At 53.9% G+C, this 21,605-nt stretch carries 20 protein-coding genes; 11 read left to right on the forward strand and 9 right to left on the reverse strand.

Annotated features, from left to right (window positions below; genetic code table 11):
- The first annotated feature begins 83 nt into the window (after positions 1–83).
- The gene (locus GKO01_RS10170) at positions 84–1,397 is read left to right on the forward strand and encodes an outer membrane beta-barrel protein (protein ID WP_167383462.1); all 1,314 of its coding nucleotides are present in this window, start codon (positions 84–86) and stop codon (positions 1,395–1,397) included.
- Positions 1,398–1,410: 13 nt separating this feature from the next.
- Positions 1,411–2,001: a polysaccharide biosynthesis/export family protein gene (locus tag GKO01_RS10175; protein ID WP_099287002.1), complete on the forward strand. Its 591-nt coding sequence runs from the start codon at positions 1,411–1,413 to the stop codon at positions 1,999–2,001.
- Between the two features lie 50 nt (positions 2,002–2,051).
- On the opposite strand, the gene GKO01_RS15785 is transcribed toward GKO01_RS10175, so the two are convergent.
- Entirely contained in the window at positions 2,052–2,231 is a 180-nt protein-coding gene (locus GKO01_RS15785; RefSeq protein ID WP_145994754.1) for a hypothetical protein, read from the reverse strand.
- Between GKO01_RS15785 and GKO01_RS10180 the strand changes: the two genes are divergently transcribed.
- The 4 genes from GKO01_RS10180 (at position 2,230) to GKO01_RS10195 (ending at position 6,501) form a co-directional block, all read left to right on the forward strand.
- Entirely contained in the window at positions 2,230–3,378 is a 1,149-nt protein-coding gene (locus GKO01_RS10180; RefSeq protein ID WP_099287003.1) for a glycosyltransferase, read from the forward strand. The genes GKO01_RS15785 and GKO01_RS10180 overlap by 2 nt on opposite strands.
- A gap of 1 nt (position 3,379) precedes the next feature.
- Complete coding sequence (locus tag GKO01_RS10185; protein ID WP_099287004.1) at positions 3,380–4,783, forward strand: O-antigen ligase family protein; 1,404 nt, start codon at positions 3,380–3,382, stop codon at positions 4,781–4,783.
- Positions 4,776–5,402 (forward strand): phosphatase PAP2 family protein, encoded by a 627-nt coding sequence (locus tag GKO01_RS10190; RefSeq protein ID WP_099287005.1) that lies wholly within the window; start codon positions 4,776–4,778, stop codon positions 5,400–5,402. Before GKO01_RS10185 ends, GKO01_RS10190 begins: the two co-directional genes overlap by 8 nt.
- A 142-nt stretch (positions 5,403–5,544) precedes the next feature.
- Positions 5,545–6,501 carry a tetratricopeptide repeat protein gene (locus GKO01_RS10195; RefSeq protein WP_167383463.1) on the forward strand — a complete coding sequence of 319 codons (957 nt, stop codon included), beginning with the start codon at positions 5,545–5,547 and terminating at the stop codon, positions 6,499–6,501.
- Between the two features lie 46 nt (positions 6,502–6,547).
- Here the strand turns inward: GKO01_RS10195 and GKO01_RS10200 are convergent, their stop codons facing one another.
- Both GKO01_RS10200 and GKO01_RS10205 read right to left on the reverse strand, forming a co-directional pair.
- Positions 6,548–8,083 (reverse strand): lipopolysaccharide biosynthesis protein, encoded by a 1,536-nt coding sequence (locus GKO01_RS10200; RefSeq protein ID WP_099287007.1) that lies wholly within the window; start codon positions 8,081–8,083, stop codon positions 6,548–6,550.
- 163 nt (positions 8,084–8,246) lie between these two features.
- Positions 8,247–9,311, reverse strand: a complete 1,065-nt coding sequence (locus GKO01_RS10205) for a glycosyltransferase family 4 protein (RefSeq protein ID WP_099287008.1) — start codon at positions 9,309–9,311, stop codon at positions 8,247–8,249.
- A 367-nt stretch (positions 9,312–9,678) separates the two neighbouring features.
- Here GKO01_RS10205 and GKO01_RS10210 point away from each other — a divergent pair, with 367 nt between their 5' ends.
- Positions 9,679–10,971, forward strand: a complete 1,293-nt coding sequence (locus GKO01_RS10210) for a hypothetical protein (protein ID WP_099287009.1) — start codon at positions 9,679–9,681, stop codon at positions 10,969–10,971.
- 117 nt (positions 10,972–11,088) lie between these two features.
- Positions 11,089–12,234, forward strand: coding sequence for an acyltransferase family protein (locus tag GKO01_RS10215; protein WP_099287010.1), 1,146 nt, complete (start codon positions 11,089–11,091; stop codon positions 12,232–12,234).
- Positions 12,235–12,289: 55 nt separating this feature from the next.
- Here GKO01_RS10215 and ppk2 read toward each other — a convergent pair whose 3' ends face one another.
- The 4 genes from ppk2 to GKO01_RS10235 all read right to left on the reverse strand — a co-directional run bounded on the left by ppk2 (position 12,290) and on the right by GKO01_RS10235 (position 16,971).
- On the reverse strand, positions 12,290–13,207 hold the full coding sequence (gene ppk2 / locus GKO01_RS10220) for a polyphosphate kinase 2 (protein WP_099287011.1): 918 nt from the start codon (positions 13,205–13,207) through the stop codon (positions 12,290–12,292).
- Positions 13,208–13,308: 101 nt separating this feature from the next.
- Positions 13,309–14,766, reverse strand: coding sequence for a carbohydrate porin (locus tag GKO01_RS10225; protein WP_244901413.1), 1,458 nt, complete (start codon positions 14,764–14,766; stop codon positions 13,309–13,311).
- Between the two features lie 209 nt (positions 14,767–14,975).
- The gene (pstS, locus tag GKO01_RS10230) at positions 14,976–15,965 is read right to left on the reverse strand and encodes a phosphate ABC transporter substrate-binding protein PstS (protein WP_099287012.1); all 990 of its coding nucleotides are present in this window, start codon (positions 15,963–15,965) and stop codon (positions 14,976–14,978) included.
- A gap of 76 nt (positions 15,966–16,041) precedes the next feature.
- Positions 16,042–16,971, reverse strand: a complete 930-nt coding sequence (locus GKO01_RS10235; protein ID WP_099287013.1) for a Dyp-type peroxidase — start codon at positions 16,969–16,971, stop codon at positions 16,042–16,044.
- A 151-nt stretch (positions 16,972–17,122) separates the two neighbouring features.
- On the opposite strand from GKO01_RS10235, the gene GKO01_RS10240 reads away from it, so the two are divergent.
- Positions 17,123–17,473 (forward strand): zinc ribbon domain-containing protein YjdM, encoded by a 351-nt coding sequence (locus tag GKO01_RS10240; RefSeq protein ID WP_099287090.1) that lies wholly within the window; start codon positions 17,123–17,125, stop codon positions 17,471–17,473.
- Here GKO01_RS10240 and GKO01_RS10245 read toward each other — a convergent pair.
- Positions 17,460–19,139 carry a SulP family inorganic anion transporter gene (locus tag GKO01_RS10245; RefSeq protein ID WP_099287014.1) on the reverse strand — a complete coding sequence of 560 codons (1,680 nt, stop codon included), beginning with the start codon at positions 19,137–19,139 and terminating at the stop codon, positions 17,460–17,462. The genes GKO01_RS10240 and GKO01_RS10245 overlap by 14 nt on opposite strands.
- A gap of 136 nt (positions 19,140–19,275) precedes the next feature.
- Here GKO01_RS10245 and GKO01_RS10250 point away from each other — a divergent pair, with 136 nt between their 5' ends.
- Together GKO01_RS10250 and GKO01_RS10255 are read left to right on the forward strand one after the other, a co-directional pair.
- Complete coding sequence (locus tag GKO01_RS10250) at positions 19,276–20,007, forward strand: SDR family NAD(P)-dependent oxidoreductase (RefSeq protein WP_099287015.1); 732 nt, start codon at positions 19,276–19,278, stop codon at positions 20,005–20,007.
- A gap of 17 nt (positions 20,008–20,024) precedes the next feature.
- Positions 20,025–20,399, forward strand: coding sequence for an ArsC family reductase (locus GKO01_RS10255; RefSeq protein WP_099287016.1), 375 nt, complete (start codon positions 20,025–20,027; stop codon positions 20,397–20,399).
- On the opposite strand, the gene GKO01_RS10260 is transcribed toward GKO01_RS10255, so the two are convergent.
- Positions 20,374–21,279, reverse strand: coding sequence for a helix-turn-helix domain-containing protein (locus GKO01_RS10260; protein WP_099287017.1), 906 nt, complete (start codon positions 21,277–21,279; stop codon positions 20,374–20,376). The two genes, GKO01_RS10255 and GKO01_RS10260, sit on opposite strands and share 26 nt — an antisense overlap.
- Positions 21,280–21,605 lie beyond the last annotated feature (326 nt).

The raw sequence follows: 21,605 nt of genomic DNA on the forward strand, positions 1-21,605 counted from the left end.
CTATTGGCGCAACGGGAGCATTTCTGGAAAGTTTTTTTTCTGTTAGGTAGTCTTTTATGTTCCCGTGTCGTGAGAAAATCAGTTTGCGTCTGCTATTCGCGCTGGAAGTTGGGATCGCATTGCAGCTTTCCTTATTCCTGAGTGGGGTAGCGCATGCACAGGTTGTGACGCAGAATCTCTCTGCTTTGGGGAGCGCTGACGACGCTCTCTCTGTTGATGCTTTTCAATCGGATACGGATCGTCGCTATGGCTCACAGGGTTTGCGATATGGGCCGTGGTCGATTAACGGAGGAGCATCCGAGGGGTGGGGGTATACGAACAACGCCGATCAAATGATGGGTGGGCTTCCAAGCGCTGCCAGCGTGACCAATGCGAATGTTGAGGGATTATTGACCCAGAGTCGAAGGCTTTTCAATATTGGGGCTACGGTTAGCGAGCAGTATTATCCTGAGCGGGAATTGCAAAATCAAACCAACTGGACTGCATTTCTCCGCGGGTATGAAAAGATTGGCCGCCATCGATTCTTGTATCGTTTTAGTCATGAGAAGATGACCCAGATGCCGTCTGATCTGGGGGCTTTTGCTGTTAACCAGCCCATTCCATATTTTATGGAAGATCTGAGTTTGGATGATAGGATCGAGACGCACGGTAAGCTCTCGATAATCCCAAATTTTGATCTGAAGCGTTTTCTTTTCACGGATCTTGGGGGCGATAATATTTATCTCAAACAGTCTTATCGCGACCGGTTTCTATTCTCTGAAGGTCTTGGATTGCGCTATAGCCTTGCGGAAGGAAGCGATCTGTTGATGATTACGCAAGGTGTTGAGATTCGATATTCCAATAACAGGTTTCATCTCCCATCACGTGATTCTAATGGTTTCTCAGCTCTGTTGGGTTACGATTATGAAATGCCGGGGCCTTTCAGTATTCGTGTGTTGGGAGGGTATCAAAATCGGTCTTATAATGTTTCAGCTTATAAAACACTCAATACGTTTTATGCGGAGCTTCGTGGAACATGGACGCCAACTCGCATGACGCGAGTTTCTCTGACTGTATCGCGTGGAATTGCTGACAGTGCGTTTGAGAGCGTAATCGGTTTCATTTACACGACTGCGGCTCTTGATATCCGTCATGTTTATTCGCGGAATATTGTGCTGCATGCTGGATTCCAGATTCAACAGGGCGGAGCGGGGCAAACTCCCGCCATTTTCGAAAATACCCCTTTGGACCAGACAATGACTTCGCAGTTGAACGCCAATTTCAGTGTTGGAGTGAACTGGGCATTGAACCAGCATTTTTCTCTTGAGGCGTCTAACGTCTACCGAAATGCTAATGCTTCGGGAAGCGGCCGATACAGTATCGACATGGCTATGATAAGCGTGAAATATCAATTATGATAAAGTTCTCATCATGACAGAAATTTTCCGAATCCCGCTGTTGCAGAACCTGCGGCAATTGATTCTCTTCCCCATAGCGGCTCTTGCTCTGACAGCCTGTAGTCCAGGTGCTGGTCTTTCGCCGGTGCCTGTCTACGACCCAGTGCAGTACCGTCTCGGAACTGATGACGAGGTGCGCCTGATAACTTATGGTCAGGATCAACTAACCTCCGATTTCCGAATCGATAGTGCAGGTAATATTGATGTTCCATTGCTCGGGAGCGTTCATGCGTCAGGTTTGACGACGGAACAGCTTGGCCAGCAGGTTACAGCAGATCTGCGACAAAAAGCCATTCTTCGGGATGCGAAGATTGCCGTGCAGGTTACTGCTTATCGTTTGATTTCGATAATTGGCGAGGTCGAGCATCCGGGACAGTATGCATATCAGCCGGGCATGACAATGCTTTCAGCTGTTGCTGCCGCCGGAGGTTTTACATACCGTTCTTGGGAACGATACGCGTACACAATCCGCCAAGAGGGAGGATATACGGTTGCCGGACTGTTGTATCCTCAGAATTTTGTTAAGCCGGGGGATGTGATCAAGGTCTATGAGCGGCATTTCTGATGCCGCAGATCCGATGTTCTGGTCGGGGCGTTGCTCTCCGGTCGCGATGCTCAGGAAAAGAGCCAGTAGCCGCCAGCAATCCATAGGAATGTTCCCAAAAACGCTGCGAGGCCAATCCCGCTACCTGCGATTGGTGATGTATCTTCCGCCGAAGCGGGTTTTGTTGAATGCATGCATGTACCTGCCATGGACTGGCGTTCGATGGCAGCAGAATGAGAAAAAAGAGACATGGAATCCATCCGAGTTGCAATCGTACATGAATGGCTTGAAAATTGGGCCGGCTCCGAGCTTGTCATCGAGCAATTAATTAAGTGTTACCCGGATGCGAAAATCTTTGCTGTTGTAGATTTTTTATCTCCGAAAGATCGAGCCCGACTCGGTGGGCGCGAAATTCAGACATCATTCATTCAAAAACTACCCTTTGCACGTAAACTTTTCAGACATTATCTCGGTTTGATGCCTCTCGCTGTAGAGCAATGGGATCTTGCGGGATTCGATGTCGTCATCTCCAGTCATCATGCAGTAGCAAAGGGAGTTATTACAGGGCCTGATCAGCTTCATGTGTCCTATGTTCATTCACCAATGCGTTATGCATGGGATTTTCAAAATACCTATCTTCGTCAGAGTGGGATGCATCACGGGCTGCGTGGTCTCTATATTCGTTGGCTTTTCCATCGTTTGAGGAATTGGGACGTTCGTGCGGCGGCTGGAGTAGATGCGTTTATTGCCAACTCTCATTATATTGCCCGTCGGATAAGGAAAACATGGCGTCGCGACGCTGCGGTTATTCCTCCCCCCGTCAATCTGGAACGTTTTTCTGTAGCTCAGCAGAAGAAAGATTATTACGTCGTGGTTTCGCGGCTGGTGCCTTACAAGCGGATTGATCTGGTGGTAGAGGCTTTCAGAAATATGCCCGAAAGAAAATTGATCGTCATTGGTGGCGGAACGGATCTGGAGCTTGTTCGGGAAAGGGCCGGGGGGGCTCCAAATATCACGATTAAAGGACATGTTTCTGATTCCGAGCTTCAGTCAACGTTGGGTGGTGCTAGAGCTTTCGTCTATGCGGGCGAAGAAGATTTCGGTATTTCTCTGGTCGAGGCACAAGCATCAGGAACGCCTGTCATTGCTTACGGTCGTGGGGGGGCGTGTGATATCGTTCAACCAGGCGTGACGGGGCTTCTTTTTGACACGCAGAGTGCGGAAAGCATTGTTGCGGCTGTTCAGGAATTTGAAAAGCACGAACAGAATATGACTCCCGAGTTGTGTCACCAGAACGCTCTTCGCTTTTCAGAGGATTTGTTTCGTTCGCGCTTCACGGCATTTGTCGAGCAGGAATGGCGGGAATTTATGCCTTCCCGGTCGTACGACAGAATCTGACATGCCTCTGACCGCGATGGGGCTGGTTTTCTGGCCTCTCAGCTTCATTTTCTTTTTCAGGAAAAATCCGCAGCGTTTGCTGGAGCTGACCCTTGTGGCGGGTATCTTTCAGGCGGCGGCAGTCCTGGTGATGGGGGGGCTTGGTCTGCAGCCTGTGATGGCTCCTGGTATGTTGTTCATTGCATTTATGAGTCTTCAGTTGGTGCTGGGGGTCAAGTTCCCTGCAGTTGGACCGATCTTCAAGTTCTGCACGCCGCTTTTTCTATCGTTTTTCTGGGCGCTGTTGGGTTCTATTTTACTGCCCCGTCTGTTTGAAGGGGTAGTTCTGGTCTGGCCTCAAAAACTTGACGATGTAGCGGCTCGGGTGCCGCTCTCGCCCACACGCGGAAACATGACTCAGGATTGTTATCTGATTCTCGATCTTATCATGTTTGTCATGACTGTTTTTTTTCTAACCCGTCGTGAGGCAGACCCACGACGGCTTTATAACGCCTATCTGGTTGGAGCTGCCTTGGCGTGTGTGGTTGGTTTTTGGGAGATGGCGCACCGTTTGGTAGGAAGTATTCCGTTTCCCAAAGAATTTTTCTATTCCAATCCCGGTTGGGCAGTGCTGGATGAACAGATGAGCGGCCCGGTACCGCGCATCAACGCCACCTTCACCGAACCTTCGGCCTGTGCGACGTTTCTTATAGGAACGCTTTATTCAACAGTATGGTCTACCTTGAGGGGGTATGGAAACTGGGCAACACGGTTGCTGATTCTTCTCAGCACACTGTGTTTGTTGATGACGACGTCCACCACAGGTTACGCCGCCATGCTGGTCGGGCTGGCTTTGTTGATTGTTTACGCTGTGTTGAGTCGTGAAAGACGATTGTTTCGGCGTTTGATGGTGTTCATTGCAGGTGGAATACTATGTATGGGTATGACCACACTGGCTCTGACAGCGTTTGCTCCTGATGTCATCAAGGCGGCGACTGAAGTCATACTGGAAACACAAGATAAGAAACAGTCGTCTTCCTATGAAGAGCGTACTCAAAAGGATGTTGACTCTTACCAACTTGCGTTTGACACCTATGGTCTTGGCACTGGTTGGGGAAGCGATCGTTCTTCCAGCCTTATTCCAGGTTTTCTTGCGACGATAGGTGTGGTGGGTATTCTGCTTCTCGTTATTTGGAATGGGAGTCTATTTCTAAAAATATATCGCACTCTCAAAACTGCAACGAGTGAGCGATCATCGGATGCCTGGATCATTGAGGCGACATTCACAGCGTTGCTTGGACGAACCGTAGCAACGCTTATTTCTGGGCCAGTCTTGGGGACGATGGATTTTTATGTGCTGTTGGCTATGCTGGTATCAGCATTGATCCGTCTCCAGACCCGAGCCGGAAAGCGGATGAGTGTCTGACGACCTTCTGAGTCTCATCGGGTTTTTCAGCGACTTCGGAGACGAAAATATCCTGTGGCCTGTGATGGCCCTGACGTGGTTTCTGTTGATCATTCAGGGGCGCAGAAAGATTTCCCTACAATGGCTGGCGCTTGTGATTCTGGTATTTGGCGGAATGCTCCTGCTCAAATTATTTTTTGAAGCATGTGGTCGGATGCCGGGTCAGAGTCTTTACAGTCCGAGCGGGCATACGGCAGGTACGACGTTCGTTTATGGCAGTATAGCTGTGCTTTTTGGCAGACTACCGATCATGGGCTTTATGTTGGCTCTGGGAATTGGGATGTTTGCCGGCGCTGCACGTGTTTGGCTGCATGTGCATTCCGTTGCAGAGGTCTTTGTGGGGGCTGCTGTCGGGTTGCTTGGCGTTCTGTTACTCGTACTGGCACGATATCGAGAGATGCAGACACCCTTTCAAAAAAAACTACCCGATTGGTCATTTGTATTGTTTCTTGCTGTAGTTATGATTGTGGCGTTGTCTTTGCACGGTTTGCGGTCTCCAGCGGAATCATGGCTTGAGTATTTTTCACACCGGTTTGTTGCGCCATTCAGGCACTGTCCTGTAACACTCCCTGCAACCTGACCGTATTTTTATTCAAATCTGGAAAAACGTCATGAGTAAACTCGGCTTTCCGTTATTTCTCCGGCCCGAGGCAAAACTGCAAAGTGCAAAGAGACTTCTGGAAAACGGAAAAATAAGGCAGGGACTCAGACAACTCCATACTTTGGCGACCTCAGGAAATGCGGAGGCTCAGTTTGCTCTGGGAGAGCTTTATCTGGCGGATAAAGACGTACCCATCAATCCTGGAGAAGCCCTGCGCTGGTTTCAGAAAGCCGCAGAATACGGTCACGCACAAGCGTGTCAGAAACTTGCACACTTATGTTACATGGGGTTGGGACCAGCGTCTGTAGATCGCTCGACAGTTTTTGAAAGAATTCCCGAACAGGGGGCGCCTGACTATGAAGGTGCATTGCGCTGGGCAGAGAAGGCCGTTGACGGCGGTGATCCTGACGGTATGGCGATGATGGCTCACCTTCTGATGCAGGGGCCTGACAGTCTGCGCGATTCTGAAAGAGGACGGGAGCTTTATCGCAGGGCTGCCGAGGCTGGCAATGTGCAAGGTCTTTATGGTTATGGTCTTGATCTGCTGGGAAGCGCGCAAAATGCCGCAGGGCGCGAACGGGGGCTATCCTATATCCGCAAGGCCGCTCAGGGCGGTCTTGCGGATGCTGAACTGACTCTCGGAACTGTTCTGGAATATGAAGGCGGAAAAGATGCACAGGCCTTCGATCATTTCATGAAGGCTGCCGAAGAAGGGCGGCCCGCCGCGCAGATGAAGGTCGGGGTTGCTTATTATCAGGGGCGCGGTGTGGAGCGCGATGTTTCCAAAGCCGAGACATGGTTGCGCAAAGCCGCGCAAGGCGGGGAAGTTGAGGCGATTGCCTTGGTTGGAGATATCAACCTTCAAGGTGATGGGGTTACGCCCAATTTTCCTGAAGCTCACTCTTGGTATCGCAAGGCCGTCCAATCCGGACATGCGGGGGCTGCAGTCACGCTGGCACAGTTGATCTATAATGGAATGGGATGTGTTGCTGATTCTGCGGAAGCGAAAAGGTTACTGGAACTTGCTGCATCGCGAGGAAATGCTGCTGCGAAAGAGCTGCTGCAGCGTCTCGGCTAGGGGAAGACCTACGGGATATAAATTTGTCTACCGGGCGGTGCGCCTGTTAAATCAGGGCGCGGTTTCGTCCTAATTTCGACATGCATATTCCGACAACTCTGGCTTCTACGGATCCGGGTTTTTTGCCGTTTAGAGCCCAGAGCGCAAGTAATGCGAGCACATAGACTATGAGTCCCGTACTTCCGAGGATGAAGAGTTTTATGATTCCGGGCCATGAAGATGGCAGAAGATACCATTTGGTGCTTTCTATGCTGAGCCATGACAGAATGCCAGCGAGACAGGTCCGCCAGTTCTGAAAGAAGACTTCGCCGTAAGAAACTTTGATGAGGGTCTTGGTGGTCGAGAGATAGACAAGCATCATGATGAACGCGACACAAATGCGCGCCCAACATGCGCCAAGCGCTCCGAAAAAATACGATGCGCTTGTGACAATCGGGATTTTGAATGCGAATTCAAGCGAATTGAGACGCATATAAAGATGGTTTTTCTTAAAAGCCATGACTAGTGCAGAAATACCTTCTGCCAAGCCTGCCAAAATTGGTGGAATGGCAAGCAGGGAAATATAAGTGATGGATTTTTCCCATTTTGGTCCCAGAATTGTGTGAACGATTTCGCTTGAGAGCGCAGACATCTCAATGAAAATGGGAAGAATGATCATGAACACACTGGCGTTCGACAATTGGTAGAGGTTTCTAAAGTGATCCAGATTGTCCCGACGAGCCACGAGAGCTGAAAGCAGGGGGCGACTGAGGGGGGCTATGATGGCTTGCGAAGGAATGCCTACGAGATCGCTTGCAATCGAAAAGGCACCTAAAGTCTGCGGAGGAACCAAACGCCCCAGAATGAGTCGATCATATTGCCAGTTGATGGCACTAATGATTTGACCTCCGCTGCTCCAGCCGAGAAAATTTCTGAAATCGCTCCATCGTGATAACGTAAAATGAGGTTTGTATGGAGAGATCACGTACGAAACGATCATTCCAAAAGCGGTACTTGTAATCGTTGCGGCGGCAACGGCCCAGTATGAGCGCGTTGTGATGGCTACAAAAACAGCGACGATCAGAGCACCAAATTTTCCAAGGAAGTCGATAATACATTCGCGCGAAAAATCGAGGCGTTTTGCATAAAGTGCCAGACCTGGACTCTGCATTCCGCGGAGGGCGGGTGCCAGACTAAGCGCCATGAGGAGCGGGAATAGTCGGGAATCATGATATAAAATAGAAAACGGTAGGGAAATGAGGAAAACAAGGACACAGATAATGGAGCCACGGAGAAAACTTAAAGTAAATGCCGTGTCGAGATGGTCTTTGTCTATGGTCTCCAGAACAACAAGTGCCTGAGAAAGAGGAAGCTCGAAAATGGCTTCTGTCAGATAAATGACGGACATGGCCAGAGAAACCACACCAAAATCGGCTGGCAGCAGAAGATGTGTCAGTACAACAAGTGACACAAAATCCAGAAAACGGCCCAGCAACTTGGCGCCGACCAAAAAAGCCGCTCCACGTGCCGCTTTGGCGCCGACATTGGTAAAAGTTTCCTGCTCCGGGATCGGGGCATTTTCCGGTTCGAGGTTATTAATCACGAAAGTACGTCAACCCTTCAGCGTCGTCATCCCAGCTACGGGTGACACCAGTCCAGAACATATTCAGGTTCCAAGGTTATTTCTTTCGGAACATTTGTTCCATGCCCTGAAATATAAAATTCTCATTGCCCGTCTCTGTGTCGGACTGTGTTGTTGAGATCCTTCATCTGCGCTGTTTGATGATTTCCCGATAGACATTCATCGTCTGGTCGCAAACACGGCTGATATCGAAAAATTCTATGTGACGAAGTGAGGCCGCTTTCTGTTGTGCCAGGAATTCGGGATTATCCAGCAGTGACAGCACCGCTTTGGCAAGAGCTGGCGCGTCTTCCGGTGGTACAAGCAGGCCAGCGTTTCCAACGCTGCAAACTTCAGGAACGCCGTCCACGTCTGTTGCGACGATGGCACAGCCTGCCTCACGCGCTTCGCAGATCACCAACCCAAAAGGTTCACGTAGGGATGTGAGGATAAAAATATCAGATGCGTTCAGCCAAGATTTCGTATCCGGTAAAGCACCACGGAACATGATATTGGTGCCTCCTTCCAGAGCGGCGGCATGTTTTTCGTATTCTTCCTTGAAGGGACCTTCTCCCAGAATGTTCAACGTTGTTTCAGGATGACTGCGCCATATGATTTCAAATGCATCCAATAGGGTAGAAATGCCCTTGCGTGGATGCAGGCCGCCTACAGAAATCAGATTGGGGCGTGGAAGATCAAGGTTTTGGTTAGGAAATTCTTTTCGGCGTGCGGCATTGCGTGTCCCGTTTAGAACGGTCCGCACACGAGATCTGGGAACGTGGCGGCGGATCATTTCTTCCGACACCGCATGACTGACTCCAATGACTCTGTCCCCGAGACCCATGAGGATGGAATGGCGATCAAAAGAGTTGTGAACTGTCGTAACCAGCGGAATTCTTAAGAGGCATGTCCATGGCTTGGCGATCACTGCGCCAGTCATCATATGGGCATGAATGACATCAGGGCGAAATTCGCGGATAACCTTCCATAAAGAGAAGAAAGTCTTGATGCCCTTCGGAATTGTCATTGCTTCCTGTGGCACATCTATCAAAGCAACTCCGTTTTTTTGCAGGAGAGGCTCGAAGTATCCACCAGAACTACCGAAAGCGACGACGTGCCCTTTAGCGGCTTGCTCGCAGGCAAGATCAACGGCGGCATGGACGTTGCCATTGGCAAAACTGCAGTGATTGGAAAGATGAAGGATGCGCATCTGGCTTCCAATAAACGACAATGTTCTGTTTGTTTACCACGTATTTCTTCATTCATAATGAAATATGCATTAATAACTAATCAAAGAATAGAATTAATCATATTTTAACGAAATATTGGCGGATAAAAAAATATTTTGTCTTTTCTTGGTGGATTCTTTGAGTGGATTTGTGTGCAATTTTTGCTGATCGAAAGGTCGTGGGAAATAAAAAATTACTTTAACGTCTTATTAATGAGAAAAAATTCTCTCCTTGTGCGAATAGGCGCATATTATTCGATCTAAAAATGCACGGATAAAACAATTCTGTGCGCATAGATTGATTTGTAATGTGTCGGGACTGTTCCCGAATATACAGGATAATTGTGACATGGCTTCGACTTATTGGACTGGTGGCACTAGCGGCGACTTCTATGACGTCAAGAACTGGTCGACCGGTGCGTCTCCGACGACATATCATGACGTTTCCATTTTTGGAACGAGTTCGACCGTAACGGCTGAAGCTGTAGCGAGCACGGCGAGTGCAACGGCCGTTCCCAGCCTGACGATTGGCGCGTACGGCACGCTCGACATTACGGCATCTTCTTGCCAGTCCAGTGCAAGCTCTCCTGTTTTCTCAACGAGCGCTTTTCAGGTGTTTCAGTACGGCTCCATCGTCATCGATACGGCTTCGGCGGTTCAACTCGGCGATATTAACGTCATGAGCGGTACCCTCACCATTGAAAACAACCGTAGCAATGTTTTCATGGGGGATGGTTCGCGCCTGAACGGTGACGGCACGCTGAATTTGATTAATTCCACGTTTGGTAGCCAGACAGCCAGCATCAATGTCGAAAACTCGATGCACATTACGCTCTCTGGAAACAGCACGATGTACACGGGCTATCTGACAACGGGCGTGTCTGTTTCTTTTGACTCCAAGTCGAGCGAACAGTTTTTCCTCAATGGTTCAGACGGATCGGTCGACACCAAATTCTCTGGTGTTTCTTCCAAAACCCAGTTTGGCATTACAGCTAATACCGGTGAGACCCCGCTTTCCGCATCATATGTCAAGAATACGGATGGTAGTTACAGCCTTGTGGTACAGGAAAGCGACAATCACACGCTAACCCTGAACAGTGTCACAATGGCTTCCGGGTACACTCCGGGTACACTCGCGATTACGCAGGATAAGAGCGGTAATTACCTTATTTCTGATACGTCCGCGAACAGTGGGAACTCGGGCAACCATTGTGGTGGGCACGGTGGCCACTGGGGTCATCATGATGGAAACTCGAGCGGTCATAATGGAAACTCGGGATGGAGCGGTCACGACGGTCACTCGGGCTGGAACGGTCATAACGGCTCCAGCACGGGTTGTGGCGACCATGGCTCCAGCTGGGGTTGGGGCTGGGGATCTGGTGGTTGTGACTACTCGTCTTCCATTCAGCAGATCATTTCTTCCTGGAATAGCGCTTTCTCGTCCTGCAAAGGCTGGCAGTCGAGCAACTGTGGTGGCAGCAACTGGTATGGTGGCAACTCCACTCAGGCCAGTAGTGCTTGGAACTGCTCTTCCAGCTGGGGCCAGCAGAGTGGTTCACATGGCTGCTTCTCGTCATCGGGACAGTCTTCGTCGCATTCCCAGACACCTGTGACGCACAACACGTCGCACTGGGGCTGCTAATCGCTTTGGCGATCAGTAGTTTTCGGAATTGAAAAAGAAGCACCCGAGAGTGGGTGCTTCTTTTTTGTTTTTGATATTAATATCGGAAACAAAATTGTTTCAGGAAAAACAAACAGAATGTCTGACAGGACGCACGAGCCCGCCCGTTTGAATAGACTTTCTGGGGATCATATTCCGTCCCTGCAATCATTGCGGGGAATTGCGTCCTTAACTGTATTATTAAGACATTATGTTCGTTGCTTTCCTGGAGGCGAAACCTTCTGGTTGACGTTCCAAAATATTTTTTTCAATTCACAAGCTGCTGTTGTCGTGTTTTTTGTTCTGAGCGGCTTTGTATTATCTCCTTCTTTTTTTAATAAATCCATAAATGTGCGTGAGCTTGCAGGATTTTATGTGCGGCGCTTTTTCCGCATTGTGCCGCTGCTTGCAGTCGTAACGGCTTTGTCGTTCTTTTATGTAAAATCGGCTTTTTCAACTTGGAAAGTCCCATTTGCCAATTCTTGGTTCGATGGGGTGCTGGCGCATGATGTGCCATTGTCAGCCTCGATTCTTGTCAAATGCTTTGTTGGCATGAACAGTGCTCTTGTTCCCCAGAACTGGACAATCGCCTGTGAATTATTGGTGGCGTTAATCTTGCCATTTCTCGTCAAAGCCTGCACTGGGCGTCTCTGGCTTGCTGTACTGACCTTCATCATCGCGACAGCATTATCGTTTATTGCGGCTGATGGTGGTGGGAAAAGTCTTCCTGTGGTTTATGCGGTCGATTTTGTGGTCGGAATTCTGACCTTCAGGATTTTACAGTCTCATGACAAACGGTATTCTGACGTGTTTTTCTATGCGGCGGTGATTGGACTCGTTGGCGCCCGGAATATGCTGGAAGTGTTGACAGGCCAGGTCGATCTGCCATTCAACGATCCGCTACTCAGTCTTGTTGAAGCCATTTTTGCTGCTGTCATCATTTATGGCCTTGCGACAAAGAACCATATGTCCCGACTTCTTTCGGTGCGCTGGCTGGTTTGGCTTGGAGATATTTCCTTTGGAATATATCTCGTTCATTTCCTGGTTATCGTCATTGTTGCGCGGTTGATGACGTCTTTCCTGCTTCCGTACTCGCTTCCTACACAGACCTTCCTGATGCTGATTCCGGTTCTCGCAGTATCTTTGGCAGCTGCATATTTTGCCTTTCGTTTCATTGAAATCCCATTCAATGATCTGGGGAAAAGCCTTCAGCGTCGCGTCAGGACGGCTCTTTCCCGGGGATGACTGATTGAAATCAGGCATCTTCTCCTCCCGTCAGAGGGAGGAGAAGACGTGGTTTTCAGTAGCGTTCGGGAACGAGCATGGTCTCGGGCGTGGGTTCGCGCTCATAATCCGGATGGAATACCCGCTCCGGCAGCACAACTTCTGTGCGGCTGACGGGTTCGTAGGGCACGAGTGACAGGAAATGGGCGATGCAGTTCAGGCGCGCGCGTTTCTTGTCAACGGCGGGAACGACCCACCATGGTGCTTCGGGGATGCTGGAACGTTCCAGCATGACTTCCTTGGCCAGAGTGTAATTTTCCCAACGGCGACGGCTTTCAAGATCCATCGGGCTGAGCTTCCACTGCTTCAGCGGGTCTTCGATCCGGGCGCGGAAGCGTGATTCCTGCTCTTCGTCCGTGATCGAAAACCAGAACTTGATGACCCGGATTCCGCTGCGAACCAGCATGCGTTCAAATTCGGGAACGGAGCGGAAGAATTCTTCATAGTCTTCGTCCGTGCAGAACCCCATGACACGCTCAACGCCGGCACGGTTGTACCAACTGCGATCAAAGAGAACGATTTCACCTGCGGCCGGAAGATGGGCCACATAGCGCTGGAAGTACCACTGCGTGCGTTCGCGGTCATTTGGTGCCGGCAGGGCGGCGACGCGGCAGATTCGGGGGTTCAGACGCTGGGTGATGCGTTTGATCGCGCCACCCTTGCCCGCAGCGTCCCGGCCTTCAAAGAGGACCACAATCCGCTCGCCACTGGCCTTGACCCAGTCCTGCAGCTTGATGAGTTCGCCCTGAAGGCGGATCAGTTCGCGGAAATAGGTGCGGCGGAACTCACGGTCCGCAGGATCGAGACCTTCGCCTTCATTTTCTTCCAGAGAAAGCTCGAATTCTTCATCCAGGTCATCGATGATTTCGTAGCGCATGCGCGCCCGAGCCTGTTCGTCTGGCGAGAGACCGCCGAAATCGTTGTCCTGCGTCATGAATGGTTTCCTTTGTCACCGGCTTTACAGGCCGTGAACAGAACCTTACCGGGCAAAGCGGAACCGATGTTTGAAACTTAATTGAAATCATAAAACCGGTTTTAGAAGGACGTGGTCATGTTCAGACCCAGAACGGCTCCTCGTGATGCGGATGCGGCGCCTTTTACCGGTTCCTGACCGCCCAGATTCCAGAAATACTGAAAATCCGGTTGGAGGGTGACGTAATCGCGGACCGGAACCTGCCATGTCAGCTCGATATGGTTTTCCGGCACCAGAAGTCTGGCCGAACTGTCTGAAAGACGGATGACATCCCGTGCGTTTTCCTTGGCACGATGGCTAAAAAACCCTGTTCCCCAGCCGATTCCGATCACATCATTGGGGCGGGAAGGGACAAAGCCCTGAAAGGTCAGTCTGGCCTCCACCTCGGCGGTGAGACGGTTTCGGGTACCGCTGGCCATGGTGGCGCGTACGAAAGTGTTGATCGCCCTGACCGGATCGCCGACCGTCCGCCAGAGCGCCTGATCGAGCACGACATATCCCAGCCAGGTTCCGGAATGGTAAAAGGGCGTGCCGGTGCTGTCCGGACTTCCCAGAAGGCCGCCCTGATTGTCGAAACGCGGGTCCGGAAAGCGGCCTGTATCGTACAGTCCGCCAATTTTCCATGTTCCCGGAAGGGCAGGGGCATCCTTTCCCGAAAGGCTTTGTGCTGCATCGACCCAGAGCTGAGCTTCTCCCATGAAAAGAGTGCCGCCCTTTGTGGAAAAGGTCGTCCCTGACGGGTCGATCCGTGTGGGGCTAAGAGTGCTGTAGAAGGGACCTCGGGTCGGATTGTCGTCCGTGATGGCGAGCATGAGGACGAGCGGGTAGGCGGGGGACCATTTGATTCGTGTTCCAACGGCGGACAATGGCCATGAGGGGCCGCCAGAATAGAGATTGCTGGACGTTGAAAGCGGCCAGCCAAAACTGGCATTCAGGAACAGGGACGCGTTCTGGCTGACTAGAAATTCTGTGTCCAGATCGATCGTTCCGACGCGGATATCCAGCCGGTTTCCGAAAAATCCCTGCCCGTACCAGAGTTCGAACAGACGTGTCGTCCGGCCGGCGTCATAGCCACTGACCGGATTGAGGGAGCCAAGACGTTCTCCGGCCAGAGACCGTCCCCGGACCTGAATGGCGCTGATATTGAACAGCCCGTCATGCCATCCGAAGGCCCGACGTGTTTCCAGCAGAAGCGTTGCGGCCGTCATGCCGTCATAGGTCGGACCGGGATGCAGGCCGCCGGAAGCGAGGCCCCAGACTTCCTCGACATCCTGAAGATTAAAGCGGATCCCTTTCCTGCCCAGCCATGATCTTGCGCCGCCAACATCCCCGAGAAGTTCGGTGCCCGTATCTTCAGGGGGCAAAACAAAACCCGGTGCCGGGGAGGGCAGGGGAACGCCTGATGGCAGCACATCGGTGACGAGCGGCGCTGTTGCCGCCCGTGCGGTTCCGATCAGGAAAACCAGAGCAAAATATCGGCCTGTCAGCCGCAGAAACGAAGGAGAATGTCCTTCGGACATGCCGGTATCCCGTCAGATGGAGGCGGACAGGAACAGCGGTGGGAAAACCGGATCTAGTGCTCCCGCAGGGCTGGAGACGTGTGGAGATCGGCAATGACCCGGAACACGGTCTGGCAAGACGGTTCCCCTTCCCTGAGGGCGTGGACTGTCCGGACCATTCACAGGACGGGGAGGGGAAGTGAAGTGAAGTTATTATGACGTGGCAGAGTTCAGGGCCAGCCGGACAGGACCCTGTCTTTCACGCTCGTGGGCAGCGGTACGTAATCTAGATCCCGCGTTACGTCATCGCCCTGTTTCAGGCCGTATCTGAAAAATGCTTTCGTGGCGGCGGCTGCCGTCCTGTCTGTCGGATGGGCAGGCACGAGAACGAAGGTTGCGCTCATGATCGGCCAGGCCTGCGGCGCCGGGGCCTGAAGAAGATTCACGGCGTAATGGTCCGCGTGCGACCAGTCCGCGCTGGTGGCGGCACTGGTGAACGACGCTTTTTCCGGCGCAACGAACTGCCCTGCATGGTTTTTCAGCCGGACAGTATTGAGCCTGTTCTGACGCGCGAACGCATATTCCACAAATCCTATGCCCCCGATGGACTGACGCACGCTGGCAGCGACCCCGTCATTGCCTCGCGCTTCCGGCCCATCACCCCACATCCCGGCTTTCCAGTCGGACGCGACGTTATGCAGATAATCCGCGAAAACATGGCTGGTGCCCGAGGCTTCCTCGCGGTGGATGGGAAGCACATCCAGATCCGGCAGGCGCAGGCCGGGGTTCAGGGCCCGGAGACGTGGATCGGACCATGTTGTGATCGTGCCGTCAAACAGCGCGGCAAGTGTTGGTCCATCCAGTTTCATCTGGTTCGAAGCAATGCCGGGGACATTGATAATCACCACAATCGCGCCCAGTGCGGTCGGGAACTGATAGAGGCTGTTTGAGTCCAGCAAGGCGGCCGAGAGTGGGAGATCCGAGGCTCCGAAATCCGCACCAGAAGTCATGACGAGCTTTTGTCCCGCACCCGATCCGACGCTCTGATAGGTCAGGGACAGGCCGGTCTGATGATGAAAACCCTCGCCCCATCCCCGGTAAAGCGGGGCGGCAAAGCTGGAGCCGCCGCCGGTGAGGTCAGCAGAATAGGCCGTCGCGCAGAAAAGGACCCCAAGAACGCCCATCACGCAGCGCGCGATCCACTTGCCCCAGTGATACATGTTCAATCACGCTCCGCTTTATGGTCCGGCTTGTTTATCATTGCGGACAAGCGCGTGACCATGTCTCTTTGCACGATCAGGCGTCGATATCGTCCAGATAATCGGCCGACGGAACAAAGAACAGCGAACCCGTGACGGGACGGCTGTAATCCAGCAGACGGTCGTAATTTCCTGCCGGTTTGCCGACGAACATGTTGTGCAGCATTTCCTCCGTAACGGACGGGGAGCGGGCATAGCCGATGAAATAGGTGCCGAATTCGCCCTTGCCCGCCTCGCCGAACGGCATGTTGTCGCGCAGGATATCGACCTGTTTGCCGTTGCGCGTCACAACGTTCAGGGCGTTATGGGCGTAAGCGGGTTTTGTTTTGTCATCGAGTTCGACATTGGAGAGCTTTTTGCGGCCGATGATCTTTTCCTGCATCTCGACGGGCAGGGTGTTCCAGGCATCGAGATCGTGGAAATATTTCTGCGTGATGACGTAGCTTCCGCCTTTGAAAGCCGCGTCTTCGTCGCCGATGATGGCGGCCTCGCAGGCTGCGGAATTTTCCGGGTTTTCCGTGCCGTCCACGAAACCGATCAGGTCCCGGTCGTCGAAATATTTGAAGCCGTGGACTTCATCCACAACCGTGCAGACGGCACGCAGGCGCTCCATGACCAGCTTGGCCATTTCGAAGCACATGTCCATGCGGGTGGCGCGGATATGGAACAGCATGTCGCCGGGGGTGGAAACCGCGTGATGGACGCCTTTGATTTCCTGAAACGAGTGCAGTTCCTGTGGACGCGGGCCGGGAAAGAGCCGGTCCCACGCCGTTGATCCGAACCCCAGAACGCAGGAAAGCTGCCCGTTCAGATCCCGGAAGCCGACCGTGCGACGCAGGCCGGAAAGATCCGCGCAGAGGCTGCGGATGGTCTTTTCCGCATCCGTGCCGGGATTGATGTTCAGGACAAGGAAAATGGCGGCGCGCGTCAGGGGGGCGGCAACGGGCTGGGGCGTAGCATCGGACATCGGAACAGTCTTTCCATCAGCGTGGCAATCTATGTCTGGCTGTTGATAGCGCGCGTCCTGTCAAACGAACAGGTTATGAAAACGGCCGATCCCCGTTTTGAAATACGGACTGCGTGCAGTAGTGTCCGGCCACAAACGAAAAAAGGTCATCATGGACAGCAATCTGAAATGCCCGGTCTGCGGGTGCGAACATGTTTATCCGGACGGCGCGCTGTGGATGTGCCCGGAATGTGCGCATGAGTGGAACCCGACCGAGACAGCAGCGGAAAATGGCGCGGCGTCCGGCGAGATCCGTGACGCCAACGGCAATGTTCTGGCGGATGGCGATACGGTTACGGTCATCAAGGATCTGAAGATCAAGGGCTCGTCCATGGTTGTCAAAGGCGGGACCAAGGTGAAGAACATCCGCCTGTCAGATGGCGGAGACGGGCACGATATTGCGTGCAAGATCGCCGGGATCGGGGCGATGAACCTGAAATCCGAGTTCGTCAGGAAAGCCTGACGGACGGCGCCGGGCCGTCCAGAATATCGTGGGCGGCTTTCAGTGCCGTATGTAGTTCCGGGTAGATATTCCCTGCCCCGAGGGCGGGTGTGATGTAATGGCGGTCCATGTCTGAGCGCAGATAGACGCTCACCCGCCCGAAAATCAGTGTAATCCCGCGCTGCTGGAGTTGCGCAATCAGGTCCCGCAGGTCGGCGGCGGCGGAATAGTCGATGTCCGTGACGGGGCTGGCATCGAGGACAACACAGCGGACCGGGTGCGGAGCATGGTCCACCAGAGCCAGAAGGTCCTGACGAAAGTGCGTCGAATTGGCGTAGAACAGATCCGCGCAGAACCGGAAGACGATGAGGCCCGGAAGCGTTTCCAGCCCGTTCTTCGCGGGCAGGGCTTCCAGAATTCCTGTGCCTGCGGCCTGTTGCAAGACCACCGTATGCGGCTCGTAGCTGTGCCGGACATGGCGGAACAGCGAGAGCGCGATGGCGAGGAAAATGCCTTCCTCAACACCAACTCCGACGACCACGGCGGCGGTCGTCATGGCCAGCCAGAACTCGCCCGGACTTTCCTGCCGGATCGCGCGCAGGCTTTTCAGGTCGATCATCCCGATGGCGACAGTAAAAACGATCCCGGCCAGAACGCAGCGGGGCAGGGCTTCCAGCGGGTGTGTCAGAAACAGCAGGGCCATGAACGTCACGCAGGCGAACGTCATCTGTGCGATCTGACTGCGCGCGCCGGAACGCACCGCCATCGCGGTCTGGGTGGGGCTGCCATTGACAGTGAAAGTACCACTTAAACCGGCAGCAATATTGGCGGCGGACAGCCCCAGAAGATCGCGGTTTTCATCAACGGTTTCATGAAACCGCTCGCCGAAGACCCGGGACGTTGCGGCACTCTGCGCGATGATGACGAACACGCACGACGCTGCCACGGGTAGGAGCGCCAGACACTCGTTCCATGAGACGCCCGGCAGGCCGAAATGCGGCAAGCCGCCCGCAACATGGCCGAGTGTGGGAACGCCGTGATGCGGCAGGTTCAGTCCCATGCTCAGCGCGATGCTGCCGATAACGACACAAAGCCCGGCTGGCAGATGCGGGGCGAGGCGCTGTCCGGTCATGAGAACCCCGACCGCAAAAGCGGAAAGCCCGGCGACAACAAGGCTGGCCTGCGGGATCTGCCGAAGCGTGCCATACGCCTGAAGCAGCGGATTGTGCGCGTTGACGGACACGCCGAGCATGTCGTGTAGCATCGCGATGCAGACCTGTACGCCCACACCGGCCAGAAACCCGGTGAGAACGGTACGGGACAGGAAATCCGCCAGAAATCCCAGACGGAAGACCCGCGCCACAAGCAGTAAGCCTGCACAGAGCAGCGCCGTCATGCTGACAAGCGCCATGTAATGCGGACTTCCCGCCGGTGCCATCTTGCCAATCGCACTTGAAAAAATGGCTGCCGTTGCGGAATCGGCTGCGACAACCAGATGTCGGGAGGACCCAAAGGATGCGAACGCTACAAGCGGTAGCAGAACCGTATAAAGCCCTGTAACCGCGGGCATGGCCGCGATGCGCGTATAGCCCAGCACCTGCGGAATATTCACCGACGCCAGCGAGAGCCCCGCGATAATATCCCTCCATTTCTGGCGTGGCGCTGTGGGTTGGGGCTGTGCTGACATGAGACGTGTTTTAGGCCTGCGGTCCGGATCTGTCTTCACAATGTTCCGGGGGAGGTTGGGTCCGGCTCGAAAATGGCTCATGATCTGTCAGATCAAGGATGGATCTTTCGTCCATGCAGCCAGAAGGAACAGGATCATGACCCAGAGAGTAGCGCTCGTTACAGGTGGATCACGCGGCATCGGTGCGGCCATTGCGCTGAAGCTGGCGCAGGATGGCTTTGATATTGCCATTACTTACGCCCGCAATGAAAAGGCCGCGCAGAAAGTCGTTTCCGAAGTCGAAGCACTCGGGCGCCGTGCCGTTGCGGTGCAGGCTGATGGTGGCAGCGCAAACGGTAATATTGCGGCGATTACGAAGACGCATGAGGCGTTCGGGCGTTTGGACACGCTGGTGTGCAATGCAGGCATCTATCCCTACGGCCCGATTGCTCAGATGAGCGTGACGCAGATCGAAGATGTCCTGAACCTCAACCTGCGCGCAGCGATGATCGAGACGGTTGAAGCTCTGAAATACATGACGACGGGTGGTCGCTTGATTTATATCGGCTCGGCTTTTGGCGAGCGCGCACCATTTCAGGGTATTTCACTCTATGCCGCGACGAAGGCTGGTCTGATCGGGTTTGCAAAGGGCGTGGCGCGGGATCTCGGGCCGCAGGGCATTACGGCGAATGTCGTCGAGCCTGGCCCGATCGCAACGGATCTTAACCCTGAAGACGGGAAGGGCGCTGCCGTCATCCGCAGCTTCACGGCTACGGAATCCTATGGCAAGGTCAATGACATTGCCCGCACGGTGTCCTTCCTCGCCAGCCCCGATGCCTCTTACATCACTGGTGCATCCATTCTGGTGGATGGCGGCCTCGTCGCCTGAGACCGGAGACAGATTCCATGTCCGTCACGATCTACGGAATCCCCAACTGCGATACGATGCGCAAGGCTCGCTCATGGCTGGCCGAGCACGGTGTTGCGGCTACCTTCCATGATTATCGCAAAGACGGAGTTCCGCAGGCGCGCCTGGAGGGCTGGGTTGCGAAACTGGGTTGGGAAAAGCTCCTGAACCGCTCGGGAACGACGTTTCGCAAACTGCCTCCCGAGCTTCGGGAGGCTCTGGATACGGACCGGGCGCTGGCGCTCATGCTGGAACATCCCGCCATGATCCGGCGTCCTGTGCTGGAGGGGCCGGATGTGCTGCTGGTCGGGTTCCGCCCCGACGACTACGCAAAGGCTTTGTCCGGTCCTAGTGATCCAGACCAAGCGCCTTGATTTTGCGGTGCAGTGTGGCGCGGCTCACGCCTAAAAGACGTGCGGCCGCGCTCACATTTCCACGGACTGTCCCAAGGGCGGAGCGGATCACCTGCGCCTCTGCCCGCCGGAAATTCGGCTCTTCCTGACTGTCGAGCAGAGGCAGGAGCGCCGGAAGGCCCGACAGTTCGCCTTTCGGCCAGTTCATATGCTGGCGGCTGGCATGGGTGGCGCCACGGATATGCCCGTCCCGATCCAGCGCAACCAGCATCGCCGAGGATGATGTCGACGGCCCAAGCGTCAGGATCATGTCCTCCCGGAAACGGTCGTGAAACAATTTCTCTTCTACGCGCCGGGCCGTTGTCTGGAGCGCATCCATTAGCAGCGGCGCAGCAGGCAGTACGTTCTCGGCTACGAACGAGCAGGCATTGATGGCTCCTGCAAGTTCCCCGATGGAATTATAAACCGGCACGGCCATCCCGGTCAGCTTGCGGAAGCACAAACGCCAGTGCTGGTCGTGAACGACCATGACCGGGCGTTCCTCGCGCAGGCAGGTCCCAATCGCATTGGTTCCGGCATTGGCTTCATCCCAGACCGCGCCCGCCTGAAAACGCCACCGTCGGCATCCGCTCAGATTGCTGCGTTGCGTATGGCGGGAGAGGACGATGCCGGTAGGGTCGGCCAGCATGACCGTAAAATCCAGCGGGTCCACGAGCGTATGCAGGCGCTGCATTTCCGGCAGGGCGCTCTGGATCAGCCGCTGCGTGCGGCCGCTGACAAAGCGCAGTTCAGGCTGGCTGAGCACTTGCGTTTCCCAGCGTTCGGACGGGTCAAGATTGTAGTTCGTGGAGCATCTCGCCCAGGAATCCGACAGGCATGTCCGGGCAGCGGCAGCGGTCATCGCGCACCCCATAGGGCAGGATAAGGCACCCGGTGCCGAAAACCTGTCGCAGTTCTGCGACAGGTGCGGCGCAGACAGTCACAATCGGGTGAGGGTGGAACCATACGGGATAGCCTGCGGCGAAGACATTCAGGAATGACGGGTTCTGGAAAAGGCGAAGCGTTGCGTATCGGGTGTGTTTCTTCGCAGGCCATCGGTAACGCAATACTCCTTTCTTTTCCGGTTCAGTGCTGTGGGTCGGAAGGGACACAGGCATGAAAGCCGGAGCTTTTGCAAGCGCCGGTCATTGCCGCTCCTGACGTACGAACAGAGCTGTCCCGTCCGTC

The organism is Gluconobacter kondonii, assembly GCF_002723995.1.
In the GTDB taxonomy this organism is placed as follows: Bacteria; Pseudomonadota; Alphaproteobacteria; order Acetobacterales; family Acetobacteraceae; genus Gluconobacter; species Gluconobacter kondonii.

Coding starts and splice junctions, on each gene's coding strand:
- GKO01_RS10175 (WP_099287002.1), top strand. CDS start 1,411: ATGACAGAAATTTTCCGAATCCCGCTGTTGCAGAACCTGCGGCAATTG.
- GKO01_RS10180 (WP_099287003.1), top strand. CDS start 2,230: ATGGAATCCATCCGAGTTGCAATCGTACATGAATGGCTTGAAAATTGG.
- GKO01_RS15785 (WP_145994754.1), bottom strand. CDS start 2,231: ATGTCTCTTTTTTCTCATTCTGCTGCCATCGAACGCCAGTCCATGGCA.
- GKO01_RS10185 (WP_099287004.1), top strand. CDS start 3,380: ATGCCTCTGACCGCGATGGGGCTGGTTTTCTGGCCTCTCAGCTTCATT.
- GKO01_RS10205 (WP_099287008.1), bottom strand. CDS start 9,311: ATGCGCATCCTTCATCTTTCCAATCACTGCAGTTTTGCCAATGGCAAC.
- GKO01_RS10210 (WP_099287009.1), top strand. CDS start 9,679: ATGGCTTCGACTTATTGGACTGGTGGCACTAGCGGCGACTTCTATGAC.
- GKO01_RS10215 (WP_099287010.1), top strand. CDS start 11,089: ATGTCTGACAGGACGCACGAGCCCGCCCGTTTGAATAGACTTTCTGGG.
- ppk2 (WP_099287011.1), bottom strand. CDS start 13,207: ATGACGCAGGACAACGATTTCGGCGGTCTCTCGCCAGACGAACAGGCT.
- GKO01_RS10225 (WP_244901413.1), bottom strand. CDS start 14,766: ATGTCCGAAGGACATTCTCCTTCGTTTCTGCGGCTGACAGGCCGATAT.
- pstS (WP_099287012.1), bottom strand. CDS start 15,965: ATGTATCACTGGGGCAAGTGGATCGCGCGCTGCGTGATGGGCGTTCTT.
- GKO01_RS10235 (WP_099287013.1), bottom strand. CDS start 16,971: ATGTCCGATGCTACGCCCCAGCCCGTTGCCGCCCCCCTGACGCGCGCC.
- GKO01_RS10240 (WP_099287090.1), top strand. CDS start 17,123: ATGGACAGCAATCTGAAATGCCCGGTCTGCGGGTGCGAACATGTTTAT.
- GKO01_RS10245 (WP_099287014.1), bottom strand. CDS start 19,139: ATGTCAGCACAGCCCCAACCCACAGCGCCACGCCAGAAATGGAGGGAT.
- GKO01_RS10250 (WP_099287015.1), top strand. CDS start 19,276: ATGACCCAGAGAGTAGCGCTCGTTACAGGTGGATCACGCGGCATCGGT.
- GKO01_RS10255 (WP_099287016.1), top strand. CDS start 20,025: ATGTCCGTCACGATCTACGGAATCCCCAACTGCGATACGATGCGCAAG.
- GKO01_RS10260 (WP_099287017.1), bottom strand. CDS start 21,279: ATGACCGCTGCCGCTGCCCGGACATGCCTGTCGGATTCCTGGGCGAGA.